16 protein-coding genes are annotated in these 18,738 nt (G+C 31.5%); 6 read left to right on the top strand and 10 right to left on the bottom strand.

The features are described from left to right. The first annotated feature begins 48 nt into the window (after positions 1–48). Positions 49–1,116 (top strand): glycosyltransferase family protein, encoded by a 1,068-nt coding sequence (locus E0F76_RS00760; RefSeq protein ID WP_132000431.1) that lies wholly within the window; start codon positions 49–51, stop codon positions 1,114–1,116. Between the two features lie 81 nt (positions 1,117–1,197). Here E0F76_RS00760 and phoU read toward each other — a convergent pair whose 3' ends face one another. From phoU to E0F76_RS00715, 9 genes are all read right to left on the bottom strand, one after another. Continuing rightward, entirely contained in the window at positions 1,198–1,866 is a 669-nt protein-coding gene (gene phoU, locus E0F76_RS00755; RefSeq protein ID WP_132000430.1) for a phosphate signaling complex protein PhoU, read from the bottom strand. Between the two features lie 135 nt (positions 1,867–2,001). Continuing rightward, complete coding sequence (pstB, locus tag E0F76_RS00750; protein ID WP_132000429.1) at positions 2,002–2,760, bottom strand: phosphate ABC transporter ATP-binding protein PstB; 759 nt, start codon at positions 2,758–2,760, stop codon at positions 2,002–2,004. 37 nt (positions 2,761–2,797) lie between these two features. After that, positions 2,798–3,742, bottom strand: a complete 945-nt coding sequence (pstA, locus tag E0F76_RS00745) for a phosphate ABC transporter permease PstA (RefSeq protein ID WP_132000428.1) — start codon at positions 3,740–3,742, stop codon at positions 2,798–2,800. A 3-nt stretch (positions 3,743–3,745) separates the two neighbouring features. Continuing rightward, positions 3,746–5,050, bottom strand: a complete 1,305-nt coding sequence (gene pstC, locus E0F76_RS00740) for a phosphate ABC transporter permease subunit PstC (protein ID WP_132000427.1) — start codon at positions 5,048–5,050, stop codon at positions 3,746–3,748. 168 nt (positions 5,051–5,218) lie between these two features. Continuing rightward, positions 5,219–6,046, bottom strand: coding sequence for a phosphate ABC transporter substrate-binding protein (locus E0F76_RS00735; protein ID WP_246021942.1), 828 nt, complete (start codon positions 6,044–6,046; stop codon positions 5,219–5,221). Positions 6,047–6,121: 75 nt separating this feature from the next. After that, entirely contained in the window at positions 6,122–6,955 is an 834-nt protein-coding gene (locus E0F76_RS00730; protein ID WP_132000426.1) for a phosphate ABC transporter substrate-binding protein, read from the bottom strand. Between the two features lie 36 nt (positions 6,956–6,991). Continuing rightward, the gene (locus tag E0F76_RS00725; RefSeq protein ID WP_132000425.1) at positions 6,992–8,287 is read right to left on the bottom strand and encodes a porin; all 1,296 of its coding nucleotides are present in this window, start codon (positions 8,285–8,287) and stop codon (positions 6,992–6,994) included. A gap of 147 nt (positions 8,288–8,434) precedes the next feature. Beyond that, positions 8,435–9,514 (bottom strand): sensor histidine kinase, encoded by a 1,080-nt coding sequence (locus tag E0F76_RS00720; protein ID WP_132000424.1) that lies wholly within the window; start codon positions 9,512–9,514, stop codon positions 8,435–8,437. A gap of 35 nt (positions 9,515–9,549) precedes the next feature. Next, positions 9,550–10,233 carry a response regulator transcription factor gene (locus tag E0F76_RS00715; protein WP_132000423.1) on the bottom strand — a complete coding sequence of 228 codons (684 nt, stop codon included), beginning with the start codon at positions 10,231–10,233 and terminating at the stop codon, positions 9,550–9,552. A 218-nt stretch (positions 10,234–10,451) separates the two neighbouring features. Between E0F76_RS00715 and E0F76_RS00710 the strand changes: the two genes are divergently transcribed. From E0F76_RS00710 to E0F76_RS00690, 5 genes are all read left to right on the top strand, one after another. Then, positions 10,452–13,223 (top strand): TonB-dependent receptor, encoded by a 2,772-nt coding sequence (locus E0F76_RS00710; protein ID WP_132000422.1) that lies wholly within the window; start codon positions 10,452–10,454, stop codon positions 13,221–13,223. A gap of 97 nt (positions 13,224–13,320) precedes the next feature. Then, entirely contained in the window at positions 13,321–14,502 is a 1,182-nt protein-coding gene (locus E0F76_RS00705) for a hypothetical protein (RefSeq protein WP_132000421.1), read from the top strand. Between the two features lie 244 nt (positions 14,503–14,746). Further along, positions 14,747–15,088, top strand: a complete 342-nt coding sequence (locus tag E0F76_RS00700) for a T9SS type A sorting domain-containing protein (protein WP_132000420.1) — start codon at positions 14,747–14,749, stop codon at positions 15,086–15,088. Between the two features lie 510 nt (positions 15,089–15,598). Then, on the top strand, positions 15,599–15,964 hold the full coding sequence (locus E0F76_RS00695; RefSeq protein WP_132000419.1) for a toxin-antitoxin system YwqK family antitoxin: 366 nt from the start codon (positions 15,599–15,601) through the stop codon (positions 15,962–15,964). Between the two features lie 356 nt (positions 15,965–16,320). After that, positions 16,321–17,301 carry a LuxE/PaaK family acyltransferase gene (locus tag E0F76_RS00690; RefSeq protein WP_132000418.1) on the top strand — a complete coding sequence of 327 codons (981 nt, stop codon included), beginning with the start codon at positions 16,321–16,323 and terminating at the stop codon, positions 17,299–17,301. A 113-nt stretch (positions 17,302–17,414) separates the two neighbouring features. Here the strand turns inward: E0F76_RS00690 and tyrS are convergent, their stop codons facing one another. Beyond that, on the bottom strand, positions 17,415–18,713 hold the full coding sequence (gene tyrS / locus E0F76_RS00685) for a tyrosine--tRNA ligase (protein ID WP_132000417.1): 1,299 nt from the start codon (positions 18,711–18,713) through the stop codon (positions 17,415–17,417). Positions 18,714–18,738: the final 25 nt, after the last annotated feature.

Genomic DNA, 18,738 nt, shown 5'->3' with positions numbered 1-18,738 from the left:
AAATTGTGATGCTATATCTATCTTTCGCTTCTAAATTAGACATAGAAAATGACTTTGAACTCAACAAATAAAACAATTTTAATTGCCCCCTTAAATTGGGGATTGGGACATGCAACGCGATGCATTCCTATAATAAAGGCATTACAGGAAAATAATTACATCCCAATTATAGCAACTGATGGGATTGCTCTTGAACTATTGCGCAAAGAATTTCCTTATATTAAAACTTTAGAATTGCCTTCTTATAAAATAGAATATGCCAAAAATGGAAGAAATTTTAAATGGAAATTATTAAGGAATTCACCTAAATTTATTGGTGCTGTTTTAAATGAAAAAAGATTAGTCAATAAATGGATAAAAAAACACAACATCGAAGGGATTATTTCTGACAATCGTTTAGGTGTGTGTACTAAAAAAGTGCCCTCAGTTTTCATCACTCATCAATTGAATGTATTAACGGGAAGCACTACTTGGTTGTCGAGTATATTGCATCAATGCATAATAAAAAAACATACGGAATGTTGGGTGCCAGATTTTGAAGAAACCCCAAATTATACCGGTAAATTGGGTCATTTAGAAAAAACAGATTTAAATCTAAAATACCTAGGTCCTTTAAGCCGAATGCAAAAAAAAGAGACTCCAAAAAACTATGATTTAATGATCCTTCTTTCAGGACCTGAACCTCAAAGAGGATTGTTAGAAGCTAAACTTAAGAATGAAGTTTTGCATTTTAGCGGAAAGATCGTTTTTATAAGAGGGGTAGTTAAAAAAACTCAGAAAAAGGAACAAATTGGGAATATTACTTATTACAATTTTATGAATACTCGACAACTGGAACAAACGTTCAATGAGAGCGAAATAGTGTTATGTCGTTCCGGTTACACAACGATTATGGACTTGGTAAAATTGGAGAAAAAAGCATTTTTTATTCCAACCCCAGGACAATATGAACAAGAATATTTGGCTGAAAAGTTAGAAAAAGAAGGGTTTGCTCCCTATAAAAATCAGGATGAATTTAAGATGAAAGACATCTTTGAAATCGAGCAATACAAAGGGTTTAAGGGGACCAACAACAGTATCAATTGGGGAAAATTATTTGAGGTTTTTGAGAAGTAAAAAACATAAAATCATTAACCAAATAAAAACCCCGACTTATAGTAGATTAGTATAAGTCGGGGTTTTTCATGATAGTGCGCTTTACTCTAAATTTATATCTTCGTGCTTGTCATGCTTGATGATTTTTGCGTTTATTATAAAATAAACATATTCGGCTATATTGGTACAATGATCTGAAATACGTTCCAAATGTTTGATAACAATAACAAGATTTGTGCCTGAAACAACTGTTTTTGAATGTGATTTCATTTCAGTTATAATTTCTAAAATAGTTTCATTGCTTTTAATTTTAATTGCCGTATTCAAGCTAAAAATTTCAGTAAATAGGGTTTCGTCACGGGTAAGGAAAAACGCATTTGTTTTTGAAGTAATCAGCTCTACTTTTTTACCTAATTCAGCAATGTCAAATTTAGCTATCAAATCATGTTTATCCTTGATGCTTTTATTTCTTTTTATAACACTTACGGCTAAATCTCCAATTCGTTCTATCTCGTTACTCATTTGTAAAGAACCCATAATAAAACGTAAATCAGAAGCTACGGGCTGTTGCAAAGCGAAAATACTTTGACAAATTTCGTCAATTTTCACATCTAATTTATCAATTTTACTTTCAATTTTCTTTACTTCTTTTCCCTCAATTGGTTCAGATAATAATGCTTTTATTGATTCTTGAACTTGACCTTCAGCCAAATTACCAATTTTTATAATTACATTTTTAAGTTTTTCTAATTCTATTTCAAAGTGTGTCATCTTACAGTTTTTAGTTTTTAAAAGGCCAATTCGGTTAGAGAAAGGCCAATCGGTTAGGGAAAGGTTAATTGGTTAATCGAAAATAGGAAGTTTGATTGCGATTAACCAATTAAGCAGTTAACCGTTTAACAAATATTATCCAAATCTTCCAGTGATATAATCTTCCGTTTGTTTTTGTTCTGGTTTGGTAAATATTGTATTTGTTTTACCTAATTCTATTAATTCACCAAGATAAAAGAAAGCTGTATAATCACTTGTTCGTGCGGCTTGTTGCATATTATGTGTCACGATAATTATGGTATATTGCTCCTTTAACTCATGAACTAATTCTTCAATTTTAGAGGTGGAAATGGGATCTAATGCACTAGCAGGCTCATCCATTAAAATAATATCTGGACTTACAGCAAGTGTTCTTGCAATACATAAACGTTGTTGTTGTCCTCCAGAAAGACCCATAGCTGAATCATCAAGTCGGTCTTTCAATTCATCCCAAATAGCAGCTTGTCTCAAAGAAGTTTCTACAATTTCGTCTAACTCCGTTTTGTTATTAATTCCATTAATTTTTGGTCCATAAGCGACATTTTCATAGATAGATTTTGGAAAAGGATTTGATTTTTGAAAAACCATTCCAATTTTTTTTCTAATATTGACAACGTCTACATTTTTATCGTAAATATCAATCCCTTCAACCAACATTTCTCCAGTAATTTTTACGCTTGGAATTAAGTCATTCATTCTATTGATACATCTCAAAAAAGTGGATTTCCCACATCCCGAAGGTCCAATCAATGCAGTAACCTTGTTTCGAGGAATTTCTAATGATATGTTTTTAAGTGCTTGTTTTTCACCGTAGTATAATGATAAATCTTTTACTTCTATTTTTGTGTTTTTCATTTTATGAATTATTGGGTAGTGGCAAATATTTTTCTAATTATTTTGATTTTCTTCTAATTCGAGATCTAATAATTACAGCTACCAAGTTTAATGATAAGGTAAGGATTAACAGCACTAATGTTGTTGCAAATTGTATCGGCATTGTTTTTTCAACATCTGAAGATTGGGTTGACATAATATAAATGTGGTACCCCAAATTCATGAATTGATCGCTCAAAGATTCCGGTAAAGTGGCTAAATAGTATGCTGCTCCTGTAAATAAGATTGGTGCAACCTCACCAGCGCCTCTACTTACAGCTAAAATAGTTCCGGTCATTATACCAGAAATTGAACCTGGTAAAACGATATTTTTTATCGTTTGCCATTTGGTTGCTCCTAATGCTAAACTAGCTTCGCGCAATTCGCGTGGGATCGTTTTTAGGGCTTCTTCTACTGAGACTATAATTACAGGAAGTGTAAGCAAGGACATGGTAAGACTGGCCCAAAGAATATTTGGCTGTCCCCAATGTAATTCTCCCCCGTTGAAGGTTTCATCCAGTCCAGTTCCTAAGAATTGAATAAAAAAACCAAGTCCAAAAAGCCCAAATATTATCGAAGGTACAACTGCTAAAGTTCGAACAGAAAAACGAACTGCCGCAGCAATTTTTGAATTTTCCTTTGCATATTCTGTCAAATAAATAGCTGTAATTGTCCCAAATGGAACGGCAGCAATCGACATCACAACCACTAAAATAAAAGTTCCTATAATGGCAGGTAAAACACCTCCTTTTGTCATTCCATCTGTTGGGAATGAGCTAATGAATTCCCAGGAAAATTTTTCACGACCTTCAAAAACTATAATTCCTAATATGATAAAAAGAATAGCAATAATCAATACAACCGCTAATTGGGTAATCCCTATAAAAAATTTTCCTTTTACATCTGCATTGTTTGTAGTATTGGAAAAAAAATGCGGATTTTCTTTGTCTATAATTTTGTCCATATTTTATTTACCTTGAAATTTTTTAATTAATTTACCTTTTACATAAAACTCTGCTACGGCATTTAATACAAATGAGAAAATAAAAAGCAGTGAGCCTATAAAAAACAAAACACTATAATGAGTTTCACCAAATACAGTTTCGGCCATTTCTGCACCAATTGTTGCTGCAAATGTACGTACACTTTCGAATGGATTTGATGATAATAAAGCTGCATTTCCAGTAGCCATAAGCGCAATCATCGTTTCTCCAAAAACACGACCAATACCTAAAAGTAAGGCGGCAAAAATCCCTGGTGTTGCGGCTGGCAATGTCACGAAGAAAGCAGTTTGCCATTTGCTTGCGCCAAGTGCTAAACTTGCCTCAGTGTAGGTTTTTGGAACTGCAGAAAGTGCATCTTCAGAAATAGTATAGATAATTGGAATTGCTGCTAAAGCCATTGCAACTCCTCCAATAAAGGCATTTAATCTAGAATCGTAACCAAATATATTTTGGAAAAAAGTAGCTAACACAATTAATGCAAAAAAACCAATAACCACTGAAGGAAAAGCAGCAAGCATTTCGATAATAGGTTTAATGATCTCTTTTTTTCTTTTAGAAGCAAAACAAGAGGTGTAGAGTGCGGCTAAAATTGCTAGTGGTCCAGCAATTAGCATTGCAATTATAGTTACTTTTATTGTTCCAATAAGTAATCCAATTAAACCAAAACGAGGATTGTTTGAAACAGGAACCCATTCTGTAGTTAGGAATGTACTCCAAGTTTGATCAGTTCCTTCATTGTTTTCCGCAACCTTGTCTTGATGTTGGTTCTCCTCACTTATACTAGAATCCTTTGTAGTAGTCTCCGTCAATGGTTCTACAACTACATCACCATAGGTTTCTGGCTTTAAATCTGTTTGACTTACTGGTTCCCCATAAGATTCTGGCTTTAGATCGGATTGACTTACCGGTTCCCCATAAGATTCTGGTTTTAAATCGGATTGACTTACCGGTTCACCATAGGCCTCCGGTTTTAAATCTTCTTTTGGTTCAGAGCCATAGGACTCTGGTTTTAAGTCCTCAACCGAAGTAGATCCGTATGATTCAGGCATTGATTCTGAACTTACTTCTGTTTTTGCCTTCTCGCTTTTTCCAAAATGAAAAATGGGTAGCGATTCTTTAAAAACAAAGAAAAAGATCAAGATAATGATTGTAATCGAAAGAAATGCAATTGATGATATAATTTTCTCTGCTAGAAACTCGGAAAGCCTGAATTGTTTTTTCAGGCTTTCTTTGGTGAAATTTTGATTAATCGGAAATTGGGAATTCATTTGATTTATTTAATAATTCATATGTAGATATGGATTGTTTTTTATCGGTCATATTTTATTCGCATTGTAAAATTAGTAATTAAAACCAATTTTGGGATATGCGCATTTGATAGATATACAAATCCAAAACTGCACTCCTAAAATAAGGAATGCTGTTTTAAAAAAAAATTATTTTAGTGGGTAATACCCTACTTCTTCAATAATTTTTTGTCCTGCTGGGCTTAATATCCAGTCTATGAATTCTTTAGCGTCTCCAGTTGGTTTTGATTTAAGATACATGTATAGATATCTAGAAATTGGATAAGTTTTGTCTTTAATAGTTGCCGCAGAAGGTAAAACCCCTTCAGTAGTAGCGTCTACTTTTACTTTACAGTCTTTTACGCCTTCAGCATAAGCTGCTCCTCCGTATCCAATACTGTATTTATCTTTTTTAACTGCGTTTACAATTGCAGCAGTACCAGGTAAAGTTTGCACATATTTAGAAAAATCTCCTTTTACTACATGCTCTTTAAAGAATTCAAAAGTACCTGAACTACTTTCTCTACCATACAATTGGATTTTTTCGTCGTCACCGCCTACCTCTTTCCAGTTTGTGATTTTTCCGGAATAAATATCACCTAACTGTTGTATTGTAAGTTCTGAAACTGAATTTCCTTGATTAAGAAAAACAGATAATCCATCCTTGGCACAAGGAATTTCTACTACATTTTCTTTGTATTTTTCTTTTATTTGATCTATTTCTGATGGTTTTATAGGGCGACTTGCATTTGCAATATCAGTTGAACCATTAATTAATGCTGCTAAACCTACACCCGAACCACCACCAGTTACCTGAATTGTAGATTTAGGATGCTCTTTCATAAATGCTTCAGCCCATTTTTGTGATAAAATCACCATGGTATCTGAACCTTTTACTGTTGTTTTTTTCGATTCTTTAGAACCACATCCAACTGTTATTAGTACTAATAATAAAGTAACAATTTTAAATTTCATCATTTCGTTTTTTTTATTTATTATTAAAAGGAAAAGAATCCCTTATTCGAAAAGCGAACAAGGGATTCAGAGTTTTTATTATCTTACCGGAAAATATCCAGTTTCAACAACTAATTTTTGTCCTTCGGGACTTAATATCCAATCTATAAAAGCTTTAGTTTCTCCCGTTGGTCTAGATTTTAAATACATATACAAGTATCGAGTAATAGGATAGGATTTGTTTTTAATTGTTTCTGCTGTTGGATAAACTCCTTTGCTTTTATCATCTACTTTTACAGCACAATCTTTTACACCTTCTGCATAAGCAGCACCACCATATCCAATGGCAAATTTATCTTTTTTTACCGCATTTACAATAGCAGCGGTTCCTGGTAAAGTTTGGCAGTTTGGAGAATAATCTCCTTTTACTACATTATCTTGAAAAAATCCAAAAGTACCTGAACTACTTTCTCTTCCATATAATCTAATTCCAGCATCAACTCCTCCAACTTCTTTCCAGTTTGTAATTTTTCCTGAGAAAATTAACCCAATTTGTTTTACTGTAAGTTCAGAAATTCCATTCGCTTTATTAAGATAAACGGACAAACCATCTTTAGCACAAGGTATTTCAACACCAAGAGTATTGTACCTTGCTTTCAATTTGCTAACTTCTGAAGCTTTCATAGGACGACTTGCATTTGCAATATCTGTAGAACCATTAATCAAAGATGCAATTCCAACTCCTGATCCTCCACCTGTTACTTGAATTGAAACACCTGGATGGCTTTTCATATATACTTCGGCCCATTTTTGAGATAAAATAACTAGAGTATCAGAACCCTTAACTGTTATTTTGTCAATTGATGTAAATGATAATCCTATTGTCATTATGACTAATAAAATTGCTGCTATTTTTAAATTTTTTGTTTTCATTTTTATTATTATTTGTTTTTTTTTTAAACCAATTTATTAAAACGAAGCTTGAAATCTTAGTGTGAAAACATTGTCATGTTTGTCTTTTATATAATCAGCTCCTGCATTTAGTGATTTTTCATTAATAGGCATAGTATAACTAGCCATTAATTTAATATTTGAATTAAAGAAATACTGCCATGCATAGGTCCAGTTATTGTATTTTAAATCATCTTTCTTTGTAACTGCATCTCCAGATAATTTAGTGTTTGGATCAAATACATCATAGCGTATAGAAGCTACATTATTTTTACCTACATCTTTAATTAATGAAATATAATAACCTTCTATATTTCTTACTTTATTAGCATTGAATGATGAGTTCACCTGAGTTGGATTAGTTGTTCCTGAATAAGTACCTCTAATGTATTCTGATTTTAAAGACAATCCGCCAAGAAAATCGTAATACACTTGCATCTCAGCTCCAAACAATTCTTTTTTCAATTTATCACCCACTATTGGAGTAAATGAATTATTATTTACATCCTTAAAAACAGTTGGCACAGGAGTTGTTTGAGCAATTACTGTAGTGTTTCCTATATAAGTATGCCCACCTATATCGATACCCAAACCTTTGTTTGGCATTGAAAAAGAATAAACTGCTCTAGCCATTACATCTTTACCATTATCAATGTCTTTTACCTGATTATCTATAGCACCTTCACCAAAATTCCCATTTAACACGGCAAATTGCAATTTTAAAGGAACATTGAATTTTGTCATAAAATCCGCTTCTAATTTAGCTCCTTGATCTCTTTCAGAAGGATAAAGTGTTCTTGTCATCAAAGATCTTTCAGCAAATTCTCTTGCTGATGAGGAAAACTCTACTTCATATGTAGGTCTGTTAAACTGTCCTACAAATAATGAAAAAGTATTGATCCAAAGGTCATTCAATTGTACAAATGCATCTTTCAAACTAATTTTATTGACTTGAAAGTCTGGACACAATACAAAATTCACACCATCAATTGGTTTGTAAGTAAATTTAACCCTTGCTCTTCTAAGAGAGAATGAATTACTAACAGTAGGAGTTCCAGATCCATGTACACTTCCATCAGCTGACCAAACATCATTCATTTCAAATTGACTCTGTATATAACCAGAAATTTTAATTTTATTTAATTCATTAAGAACAGATTCGTCTGCAGAAATTCTTTCGTCATAGCCTGCAATTTTCATTGCTTGCTCGTCAACTTTTTCTCTCAAAGATGAATAAACAGTATCTCTATGTATTTCTTGTGCATTTGCAACAATTGCGCTTATAATCAAAAACGCCAGTGTAATTTTTTTCATCCTTAATTGTGTTAATTAATTTTATGGGACAAAGTTGCGGATGCAATGTTAAGATAACGTTAAGGCAATGTTATCATGTAAACAAATTGTTATCAAATTGCTGCTAAATTCTGATAAATAATTCTTTAAACATTGATTATCACTTTATTACAATATATTTTTTAAATTATTTGCTTGCGCTTTTTTTAATGTAAAAGAAAATTCAGATCCTATACCAAATTCACTTTCTACATATATCTTTTCTTTATGTGCTTCAATAATATGCTTTACAATAGCAAGTCCCAAACCGGAACCTCCCTCAGAACGAGCACCACTTTTGTCTACTCGAAAAAATCGTTCAAATAGTCTAGGGATATTTTGACTTTCGATACCTTCACCATTGTCACTTATGCGGATTAATACTTTTTTCTTAGTCAAATTAATCACGCTAACTTCTGTTAATCCTGATTCTCTACCATATTTTATGGAATTTACAATTAGATTTTCTAATACTTGTTGAATTTTGTCCTTGTCTCCATATACAAAGATAGGTTGAATGTGGTAATTATCGAATGCCAATGAAATCTTCTTTTTATCCGCTTTCATTTCTAATAAATCAAAAACATTTTGGATTAAATCGACAATATCAAATTCAGAAAAATCCAAATTTAAATCACCTACTTCAAGTTTGGTAATCATGTCTAAATCTTCCACTATATAAATTAATCTTTCAACCCCTTTTTCAGCTCGTTTTAAGTATTTTTTTCGAATTGTTTTGTCATCCATTGCGCCATCAAGGAGTGTAGACAAATAACCTTGAACAGTAAATAAGGGTGTTTTAAGTTCGTGAGAAACATTTCCAAGAAATTCTCGTCGGTATTGTTCTCGAACTTTTAGCATTTCGATTTCGAGTTTTTTGCTTGTAGCAAACTTTTTTACTTCTCGTGTTAGTTCTTCGATATCCGTTGTTATAGGTTTTTCAATAAAGGTACTGGACTCTAATAAAGAAATATCTTCATAGATTTTTTTTACCCTTCTATAAATGAATTTTTCTACTCTGTACTGTAATACTAAAAAGGTATATAAATAAATAAATCCAAAAAACACTAATACAAAGATTAATAAATTTTGAAAAGGTAAATTAATCATTTTTTTTACCATGACAAGCACTACAAAACCACCAAAGATGCTGATGTAGAATGCTGATATCGCGGCAAACCTAAAAGTTTTTTTTAAACTTATTTTCATTATATTTTAACAATTGCTAATATGGCATTTATAGTTTAAATTTCAAACTTATAACCAACTCCTTTAATAGTTTTGAAAAATTCCTCGCCTATTTTCTCCCGAAGTTTTCTAATGTGAACATCAATAGTTCTTCCGCCTACTATGACTTCATTTCCCCAAACTTTATCTAAGATCTCATCCCTTTTGAAAACTTTTCCTGGTTTAGATGCCAATAAATAGAAAAGTTCAAATTCTTTTCGAGGTAAAGCAATTACAACATCATCTTTTATGATTATATATTCTTCGCGATTTATTACGATTCCACCAACATTTAAAGTTTCGCTACTTGTTTCTTTTTCATTTCGACGGCGTAACAATGCTTTAACTTTACTAACCAATAATTTTGGTTTGATTGGTTTTGTAATATAATCATCCCCACCAGCATCAAAACCTGCCATTTGAGAATAATCTTCACTTCTGGCGGTTAAAAAAGTTATAATCACTTGACTTAATTCAGGAATTTTTCTTATCATTTCACAAGCTTCCATTCCGTCCATTTCGGGCATCATGACATCCATAATAATAAGATCTGGGATTTCTTTCTTAGCTTTTAGTATGGCTTCTTTACCATTTGAAGCTTTTATTATTTGATATCCTTCTTGAGCTAGATTGTAACCAACAATCTCTAGTATATCCGGTTCATCGTCAACAAGTAAAATCTTAGTGTTTCTGTTTTTCATATTGAAAAAAATAATATTAATCTTTTAGAAATTCGGCAAAATTTAGCTCTCAATTTCAATTTAAAATGTAAATATAACAATATATTAATGGTTAAAAACCCTTGTTAACCGTAATTTAATATGATAACGATTCTATAACATTCAAGACACCTAATGATAATACACAGTTAACTTACACTTTCCGTTTTAATTATAATTTTGCAAAAAATTAAATAAACATGAAAATTAGATTATTCATTTTGGCACTTTTTATTAATGCAATTTGTTTTTCACAAAATAAAGGCACTATAACAGGAACATTAACTGATAAAGATGCAAAAAACGAAACATTGCCTTTTGCAAATGTTGTTATTAAAGGAACAAAAATTAACACAATAACGGATATTAACGGTAAATACACATTAAATGCCGATGCTGGAAATTATACGATTCAATTTAGCTTCGTAGGTTATGATCCATTAGAAACTCTTATCACAGTGGTTGAAGGTAAAACTTTAATTGTGGACAAAGCATTAGGTTCTGGAGGCTATAAATTAGAAGATGTTATTATCAAAACCAATGTCAACAGATCAATAGAAACAGCATTATTATTAGAGCAAAGAAATGCCGTTGAAATAAAACAAGCTATTGGAGCTCAAGAATTATCAAGAAAAGGAGTTGGAGATGCTGCTGGAGCAGTTGCAAAAACTTCGGGAGTTTCGGAACAAGAGGGTGTCAAAAATGTAAATGTTAGAGGATTAGGAGATCGGTACAATTCAACTTCATTGAATGGGCTACCATTACCCTCTGAAGATCCCGAATACAAGAATATTGCTTTAAAATTCTTTTCTACAAATATCATTAAAAACATAAATGTTAACAAGACTTTTAACGCATCATTGTACGGCGATGTAGCTGGTGCTAACATTGATATTGCTTCAAAAGAATTAGAAACACAATCAGTACTAAACATTAGTGTTGGAAGCGGTTACAATTCCAACACTTTAAATTCAATTTTTAAGGCTCCTGATGGTCATAGTTATTTTGGTTTTGTGGGAGATAAAAAAAACGTTCCAATTACCGACTTAAATTTTTATAGTTTTAAAACTAGTTTTAAGCCACAATCAATAAAAAGCACAGTGAATTCTAATTTTTCTGTTGCAGTTGGAAATAAATTTAATTTTGAAAACTACAAAAGCTTAAGTTTTTTTGCCGTTCTATTTTCAACTAGTGAATTTAGTTTTAAAGAAGGAAAAACAGGAAATATAAATGCTAATGGAGGAATAGGTCAAGATTTGAAATACAAAAAATACAATTACAATTCAACACAATCTGGGTTAGCCAATGTTAAATATAAATTTGGTTCTGGTAAAAGCATCTCTTATAATGGATTGTTTATACACGATTCAAACGAAAATATGGGTGATTATACAGGCTTTTCAGTAAGTATAAATGATAATTTTGATTCAGGCCAAAAATCATTCATAAGAAGACAACAGACCAATAATAATATTTTATTCTCAAATCAGCTTTTGTTCGATTACAAAATTAATGAGAAATTAGAAGCTAATGTGAGCGCTTCCTATAATAAAATTGATGCAAGTGAGCCTGATCGAAAAACAAACTCATACGACTATAAAGACGGAAATTATATTTTAGCTACAAACTCATCAGTACTAAATAATAGGTATTTTTCTGTACTAAACGAAAAAGATTTAGCTGGTAAAGCTGAATTGAGCTACACTTTTAATCCTGATGCTGAACTTATTAAAAAACTAAATTTTGGAGGTAATTATAGAAATACAAAGAGGGAATTTGATTTTACACAAATTAACTTTGATGTTCCCAGTAATAATGTAGTTATTGATATAAATAATCCTGATGCTGTCTTTAATCAAGCCGGAGTTAACAATACATTCAAAATGAAAACTGCTAGGGGAGACGAACGAGTTTCTAATGTTTTTGAACCAATGTATTATACTGGAAAAAGAGATTTATATGCTGCTTATGCACAGTTGACCTATCCTATAAATAACAAATTTACAGTACAGCTAGGTGCGAGATATGAAAACATTAATCAAAAAGTGGAATGGGACACGAATATCTCAAGTAGTGTAAATACTCTAACAATTGATCCTTCGGTAATCAAAAAAAATTATTTCTTACCAAGTTTAATTGCTAAATATACATTGTCAGATAAAAATGCAGTACGTTTTGCTGCGAGTCAAACTTATACAATGCCGCAGTTTAAAGAAACAGCGCCCTTTTTATACGAAGAAATCAGTTTTGCTAGTTTTGGTAACCCTGACTTAAAACCTTCAACAAACTTGAACTTCGATTTAAAATATGATTATTATTTATCTAAAAACGAGATCATCTCTTTAGGTGGTTTCTACAAAAAAATAAAAGATCCTATTAACAGAATCAACGTTGCTTCAGCATCAAATGAATTGTCGTATGTAAATTTAGGTGACGCTTATGCAACTGGTTTTGAATTAGAAGTAAGAAAAACAATTTTTGGATTTGATGATGTCAACTCCTCAAAAAGATCAAATCTTACCGGGGGGCTTAATTTATCCTACTTGATAACAAATCAAAAAATTATTGACAATCCAAATGACAGATTGACAATTTTGCCTACACATAAAAGTGACAAGCTAGAAGGTGCTTCCCCATTATTAATTAATTCTGATTTGAGTTATAATTACAAAACAGGAAAAAGCAGTTTAACATCAACAATAGTATTAAATTATTTTTATGATAAAATATACTCTATTGGTACATCAACAAATGAAAATATAGTTGAGAAAGGAGTTCCTACATTAGATTTTGTAAACAAATTTGAATTTATAAAAAACAAATTGGGAATCAACTTTTCATTAAAAAACATTTTAAACCCAGATTTTAAATTAACTAAGGAATATGTCAACAACGGCCAAGTTGGTCAAGCTGAAGTTGGTCAATATAAAAAAGGGGTATTTACAAGTTTAGGAATCTATTGGAACCTATAGATTAATTACATTATGATAACAACGCTGTAACAATGAGTTAACAAAGCGATGATACCTTTGCACTAATAAAAATATAATAAAACAAAAAATTTTAAAGATGAACACAATTAAACAATTCCTATTTTTTTCAGTTCTAGCGGGAACTATTGTATCATGTAGCAGCGATAATGCTACAACAACACCTGTTGCAGTTAAAGATGGTAAAATAACATCACTAACTGATTTAGACTACGATGCAACAAGTCTTAAAGGTGATATTACGGCAAACCTTTCTTTACCTAAAGGAGACTACATTTTAGATGGAGCATTGGTTGTAAAAAGCGGATTTAAATTAACAATCGCAGCTGGTTCAACTTTCAAAGCAACTCCTGGTGGAACCAATGTATATTTAGCAGTTGAGCAAGGAGCTAAAATTGATGCTTCTGGTACAGCAGCATTACCTATTCTTTTTACTTCAAATTCAGGAAATCCAAGAGCAGGTGACTGGGGAGGTTTATTACTTATGGGTAAAGCACCTATAAGTGGTGGTGGTACGGCAACTACTGAAGTTGTTGATTTCACATACGGTGGTACTGATCCAGCTGACAACTCTGGTACTCTTAAATATGTAACTGTTGAATACACTGGAGCTAGAATTAATGGTGATAAAGAATTTAACGGATTTACTATGTATTCAGTAGGAAGTGGAACTGTAGTAGAAAATATCGCTTCTAAATACGGTGATGATGATGCTATTGAGTTTTTTGGAGGAACAGTAAATGTAAAAAACATACTAGTAGTAAATGCTAAAGATGACATGCTTGACTATACTCAAGGATACACTGGAACAATTGATAACGCATACTGTATTAGAGAACTAGGTTATAATGATGTAACTTCTGACCCAAGAGGTGTTGAAGGTGATGGTAACTTTGATGGATTAGCTCCAACTCAAGCAGGTCAATCTAACCCCGTATTGAAAAACATTACTATTGTTTCAAACTCTGTAGTTGCATTGGATGCAATTATAAAAATCAGAAGAAATAGTGGTATTACAATGACTAATTCATTAGCAATATTAGGGACTAAAGCTCCAGCTCCAACAAAAGGGTTTGTTAACTATACAGATTCTAAAGGAGATGCAGGCAATACTTCATCAGTAATAATTACTGGGCAAGGTTTAAACTTAGATATAAATAACAACTTTAAAGGTACAAGTACAGGAATAATTACTGTTTCTCCAACTGGAGCAACTGGAGCTAATACTTCAGTATTTACTTGGACTGGTTATGCTTTCTAAATTTTAAAATACTTTAATAAAGCACCTCTCAAATTTGGGAGGTGTTTTTTATTTATGCATGTTTCTAGTGCTGAAATTACGATATGCAAATAAAAATTCAAATAGATTTACTGTTTAATAATATCTGTTAAATAGTACATTTCAAGTTAATATTTATATAAATTACTTCGCTAAACGTATTTTTATTAACTTTGGTATACATTTTGAAATGTTTTTTATACATTTACAAATCCAAATCCTAATGATGGCAAAAAAATACTTTTATATTACTATTTTATTGGCTTTTTTCTTTACGCTGAGTGGTTCTGCTCAAGAGTCTAAGCAACAATCCAAAATTCAAGAATCAACTTCTATTGAAGGTCTAAACTTGTACCCTAATCCAGCAAGCAATGGAAAAGTATATATTACGTCAAAAAACGATTCAAATAAGGATATAATTATTTTTGACGTATTAGGAAAAAAAGTACTGCAATCTACAATAAGTTCAAAAGAACTGAATATTTCTAGCCTTTCTCCGGGTGTTTATATTATCAAAATCAGTGAAGGAGACACTTCTTCTGCAACTAGAAAATTGATTGTTAGATAGTTAATTCTAATTTTTTTCGATTAATTTTCTCTTCAATAATTTAGTTAATTATTTTTTCCTCCTTTTAAAGTTTGGGTAATTTTCGATTATATACTTTAATGGATTGTAATGTGCTAGCAAATAGACTCGTCAGAGTGAAATTTTTTGCAAATAACAATCTTAACTTGTTTCTTTTGCTTTAGGATTAATAAATCCACCAGAAAACAGCTATTTTTAATTCCTAAAATTGTAGTACATCTATTCCTAATAATAGATAATTCGTAACGCGATCATTAGTATAAAATTAATGCTGCAACATGTTAATGATATTATCAAAAAAATAAAATTTCAGAAATTCATAACTTTCTATTATTTAAGAATATGGAAATAATTAGATTGTTTTTATTTTGAAATAGTTTCCAATGTTAAGTTTTGTCCAATGTAAAGAAATTGTTAAGCTAATGTTTTTTTAATGTAAATTAATTCCCTACATTTGAGTAGTAATTAAAAAACATATAAAAAACCATAAAGATGAAAAAGTATATAATTTTAATCGCAATTTTGTTCACAGGAACACTATTTGCCCAAGAGTCAAAACCCGTATTGGAATTATTTGGAAAAAAAATTAGAGCAACTTATTTTTATGAGAATGGAAATATATTACAACAAGGTTTTTTTGAAAATGGAAAATTAGAAGGGGTTTGGGTTGCTTTTGATGAGCAAGGAAACAAAACTTCAATGGGCGAATACACTAAAGGTATTAAAACTGGTAAATGGTTTTTTTGGTCACGAGATAATGATGTTTTGGTTAGTAATTTATTTGAAGTTGATTATTCCTCTAATAAAATAGCTGATATAAAAAATTGGAAACAAAATAGTTTAGCAGATGGATATTAATGAGCTTTCCTGAAAGGTGGATTTAAGAAAGAATAAAAAAATAGCGACAATTAAATTTGTCGCTATTTTTTTATTCTTTCTGTTATGTAGAAGTAGAGGTCTTTTCCTAAAATTATTGTAAGTTCAAAATCGAAAATGTTGAATTAGATTCTATAAGTGTATTTGATAATTGGTTGTGTTTCGATAATTACAATTGTGTTTAAAAAATCAACAAAAAATCCAACTTAAAATGTAAACTAAAACTACCTAATGACCGAAAAGTGAAAGGTAGTTACTCTAAAATTAATTATTAAATACTATTACTGAAAAGTTGCGGTGTTTTTTATTTAATTACTTTTGTAAAAAAAAAAATATTTTTGTCTTCAACTCCTGATATATTCGCCATTTCAAACCAAAAGCAATTTGAAAAAGTAGCACTTAAAGTGTTTCGATTTCAATATGAAAATAACTTGGTTTATCATGAGTTTTGTGATTACCTGAAAACAGATGTTCAAAAAGTAAAATCATTAAAACAAATTCCATTTTTGCCCATTCAGTTTTTTAAAAGTCATAAAGTAGTTTCCAACAAGGATGCTGCTCAACAAATCTTTAGCAGTAGTGGAACGACAGGAATGATTACGAGTAAACATTTTGTTACGGAAGTCTCTTTGTATGAAGAAAGTTATCTCAATGGATTTTCGCAGTTTTATGGAAATATTGAAGATTACGTGGTTCTAGCATTACTACCCTCTTATCTAGAACGTGAAGGTTCGTCATTGATTTATATGGTTGAAGATTTAATAAATAAAACCAATAATCCAGAAAGTGGTTTTTATCTTCATAATTATAAAGAGCTTACTGAAAAACTGGTAAAGTTAGACAATGCAGGTCAAAATATTATTTTGATTGGAGTTACTTATGCATTGTTAGATTTGATTGAATACCAGAGTTTTCGATTGAAGAATACCATTATTATGGAAACTGGTGGAATGAAAGGCAAGCGCAAAGAAATTATTCGCGAAGAATTGCACGAAATTTTATGCAATGGATTTGGAGTTGCTGCTATTCATTCTGAATATGGAATGACTGAATTGTTATCGCAAGCCTATTCTTTGGGAAATGGTGTGTTCGAATGTCCTTCTTGGATACAAATCCTCATTCGAGACACTGAGGATGCCTTGACCTATGTTAAAGAAGGAAAAACGGGCGGTATTAATGTGATTGATTTAGCCAATATTAATTCCTGTTCTTTTATTGCCACCCAAGATTTAGGTAAAAAAAATCCCAACAACTCTTTTGAAGTATTGGGACGTTTTGATAATTCGGATATTCGTGGTTGTAATTTAATGGTTTTGTAAAAAGGTTATTCGGTTAATTGCTTAAACCATTAATGTTTAAGCCGCTCTTGTCACAAAATCAAAAAGATAATACTATTTTTCGCAAACAGTTGAACGACTAACCAGTTAACCTTTTAAGCTATCCTTACCACAAAATAATTTTTCTTTCCACTTTGTAACAACACAAATTGGTTGTTGATCAAATCTTTGGTCGAAAGCACAAATTCTTCCGTTACTTTTTCCTTGTTTACTGAAATAGAATTGGCGTTCAAGGCACGTCTAGCTTCTCCATTGGATTTAAAAAAACCTGTTCTATCGTTTAAAACGCCTATAATTTGTATTCCTGCTTCTATTTCGCTTTTTGAGATTTCTGCTTGTGGAACGCCTTCAAATACTTCTAAAAAGGTTGCTTCATCCAATTGTTTCAAATCATCGGCTGTAGCATTTCCAAAAAGAATAGTTGATGCTTTAGTCGCTTTTTCCAAATCTTCCTTTGAATGTACAAAAACAGTCAAGTCTTCAGCTAATTTCCTTTGTAAAACTCTTAAATGCGGTGCTACTTTATGTTCTTCGATCAAAGTATTTATAGTTGCTTCGTCTAAGAAAGTAAAAATCTTAATGTATTTCTCAGCATCAACATCAGTTGTGTTTAACCAAAACTGGTAGAATTTGTAAACCGAAGTTTTATCAGCGGTTAGCCAAACATTTCCCCCCTCGGATTTTCCAAATTTCGAACCATCTGCTTTGGTAATTAACGGACAAGTCATTGCATACGCTTTGGCTTCTTCGCCAACATTCATGCGGCGTACTAGTTCAGTTCCAGTGGTAATATTTCCCCATTGGTCGGAACCTCCCATTTGTAGCAAACAATTGTATTCTTTATGTAAATGATAGAAATCGTATCCTTGAATCAATTGATATGTAAACTCGGTAAAAGACATTCCTTCACCTTCGCCAGACAAGCGTTTTTTAACCGAATCTTTTGCCATCATATAGTTCACTGTGATTCGTTTTCCCACATCACGAGCAAAATTTATAAATGACAAGCCTTTCATCCAATCGTAGTTATTGACTAATACGGGAGCATTAACAGCTTTAGAATTAAAATCTAAAAATCGAGACAATACTGCTTTAATTCCAGCTACATTATGATTTAATGTAGCTTCATCCAATAGATTTCTTTCGTCTGATTTTCCGGATGGATCACCAATCATTCCTGTAGCTCCACCAACTAATGCAATTGGTTTATGTCCGAATTTTTCCAAATGAACTAAAAGTATTATCGGTACTAAGCTTCCTATATGCAATGAATCTGATGTTGGATCAAAACCGATATAAGTAGCAGTCATTTCTTTCAACAATTGATCTTCGGTTCCAGGCATTATATCGTGAACCAATCCGCGCCATTGTAATTCGGTAATAATATTTTTCATTTTAGAAGAGTAAATTTTTGGCAAA

Origin of the sequence: Flavobacterium cellulosilyticum, assembly GCF_004349355.1 — a bacterium.
Lineage (GTDB): Bacteria > Bacteroidota > Bacteroidia > Flavobacteriales > Flavobacteriaceae > Flavobacterium > Flavobacterium cellulosilyticum.
This window is presented reverse-complemented; position numbering and strand designations above follow the sequence as displayed.

Coding starts and splice junctions, on each gene's coding strand:
- pstC (WP_132000427.1), bottom strand. CDS start 5,050: ATGAATTCCCAATTTCCGATTAATCAAAATTTCACCAAAGAAAGCCTG.
- E0F76_RS00760 (WP_132000431.1), top strand. CDS start 49: ATGACTTTGAACTCAACAAATAAAACAATTTTAATTGCCCCCTTAAAT.
- pstA (WP_132000428.1), bottom strand. CDS start 3,742: ATGGACAAAATTATAGACAAAGAAAATCCGCATTTTTTTTCCAATACT.
- tyrS (WP_132000417.1), bottom strand. CDS start 18,713: ATGAAAAATATTATTACCGAATTACAATGGCGCGGATTGGTTCACGAT.
- E0F76_RS00700 (WP_132000420.1), top strand. CDS start 14,747: ATGGCAAAAAAATACTTTTATATTACTATTTTATTGGCTTTTTTCTTT.
- E0F76_RS00695 (WP_132000419.1), top strand. CDS start 15,599: ATGAAAAAGTATATAATTTTAATCGCAATTTTGTTCACAGGAACACTA.
- E0F76_RS00705 (WP_132000421.1), top strand. CDS start 13,321: ATGAACACAATTAAACAATTCCTATTTTTTTCAGTTCTAGCGGGAACT.
- E0F76_RS00720 (WP_132000424.1), bottom strand. CDS start 9,514: ATGAAAATAAGTTTAAAAAAAACTTTTAGGTTTGCCGCGATATCAGCA.
- phoU (WP_132000430.1), bottom strand. CDS start 1,866: ATGACACACTTTGAAATAGAATTAGAAAAACTTAAAAATGTAATTATA.
- E0F76_RS00715 (WP_132000423.1), bottom strand. CDS start 10,233: ATGAAAAACAGAAACACTAAGATTTTACTTGTTGACGATGAACCGGAT.
- pstB (WP_132000429.1), bottom strand. CDS start 2,760: ATGAAAAACACAAAAATAGAAGTAAAAGATTTATCATTATACTACGGT.
- E0F76_RS00710 (WP_132000422.1), top strand. CDS start 10,452: ATGAAAATTAGATTATTCATTTTGGCACTTTTTATTAATGCAATTTGT.
- E0F76_RS00725 (WP_132000425.1), bottom strand. CDS start 8,287: ATGAAAAAAATTACACTGGCGTTTTTGATTATAAGCGCAATTGTTGCA.
- E0F76_RS00735 (WP_246021942.1), bottom strand. CDS start 6,046: ATGATGAAATTTAAAATTGTTACTTTATTATTAGTACTAATAACAGTT.
- E0F76_RS00730 (WP_132000426.1), bottom strand. CDS start 6,955: ATGAAAACAAAAAATTTAAAAATAGCAGCAATTTTATTAGTCATAATG.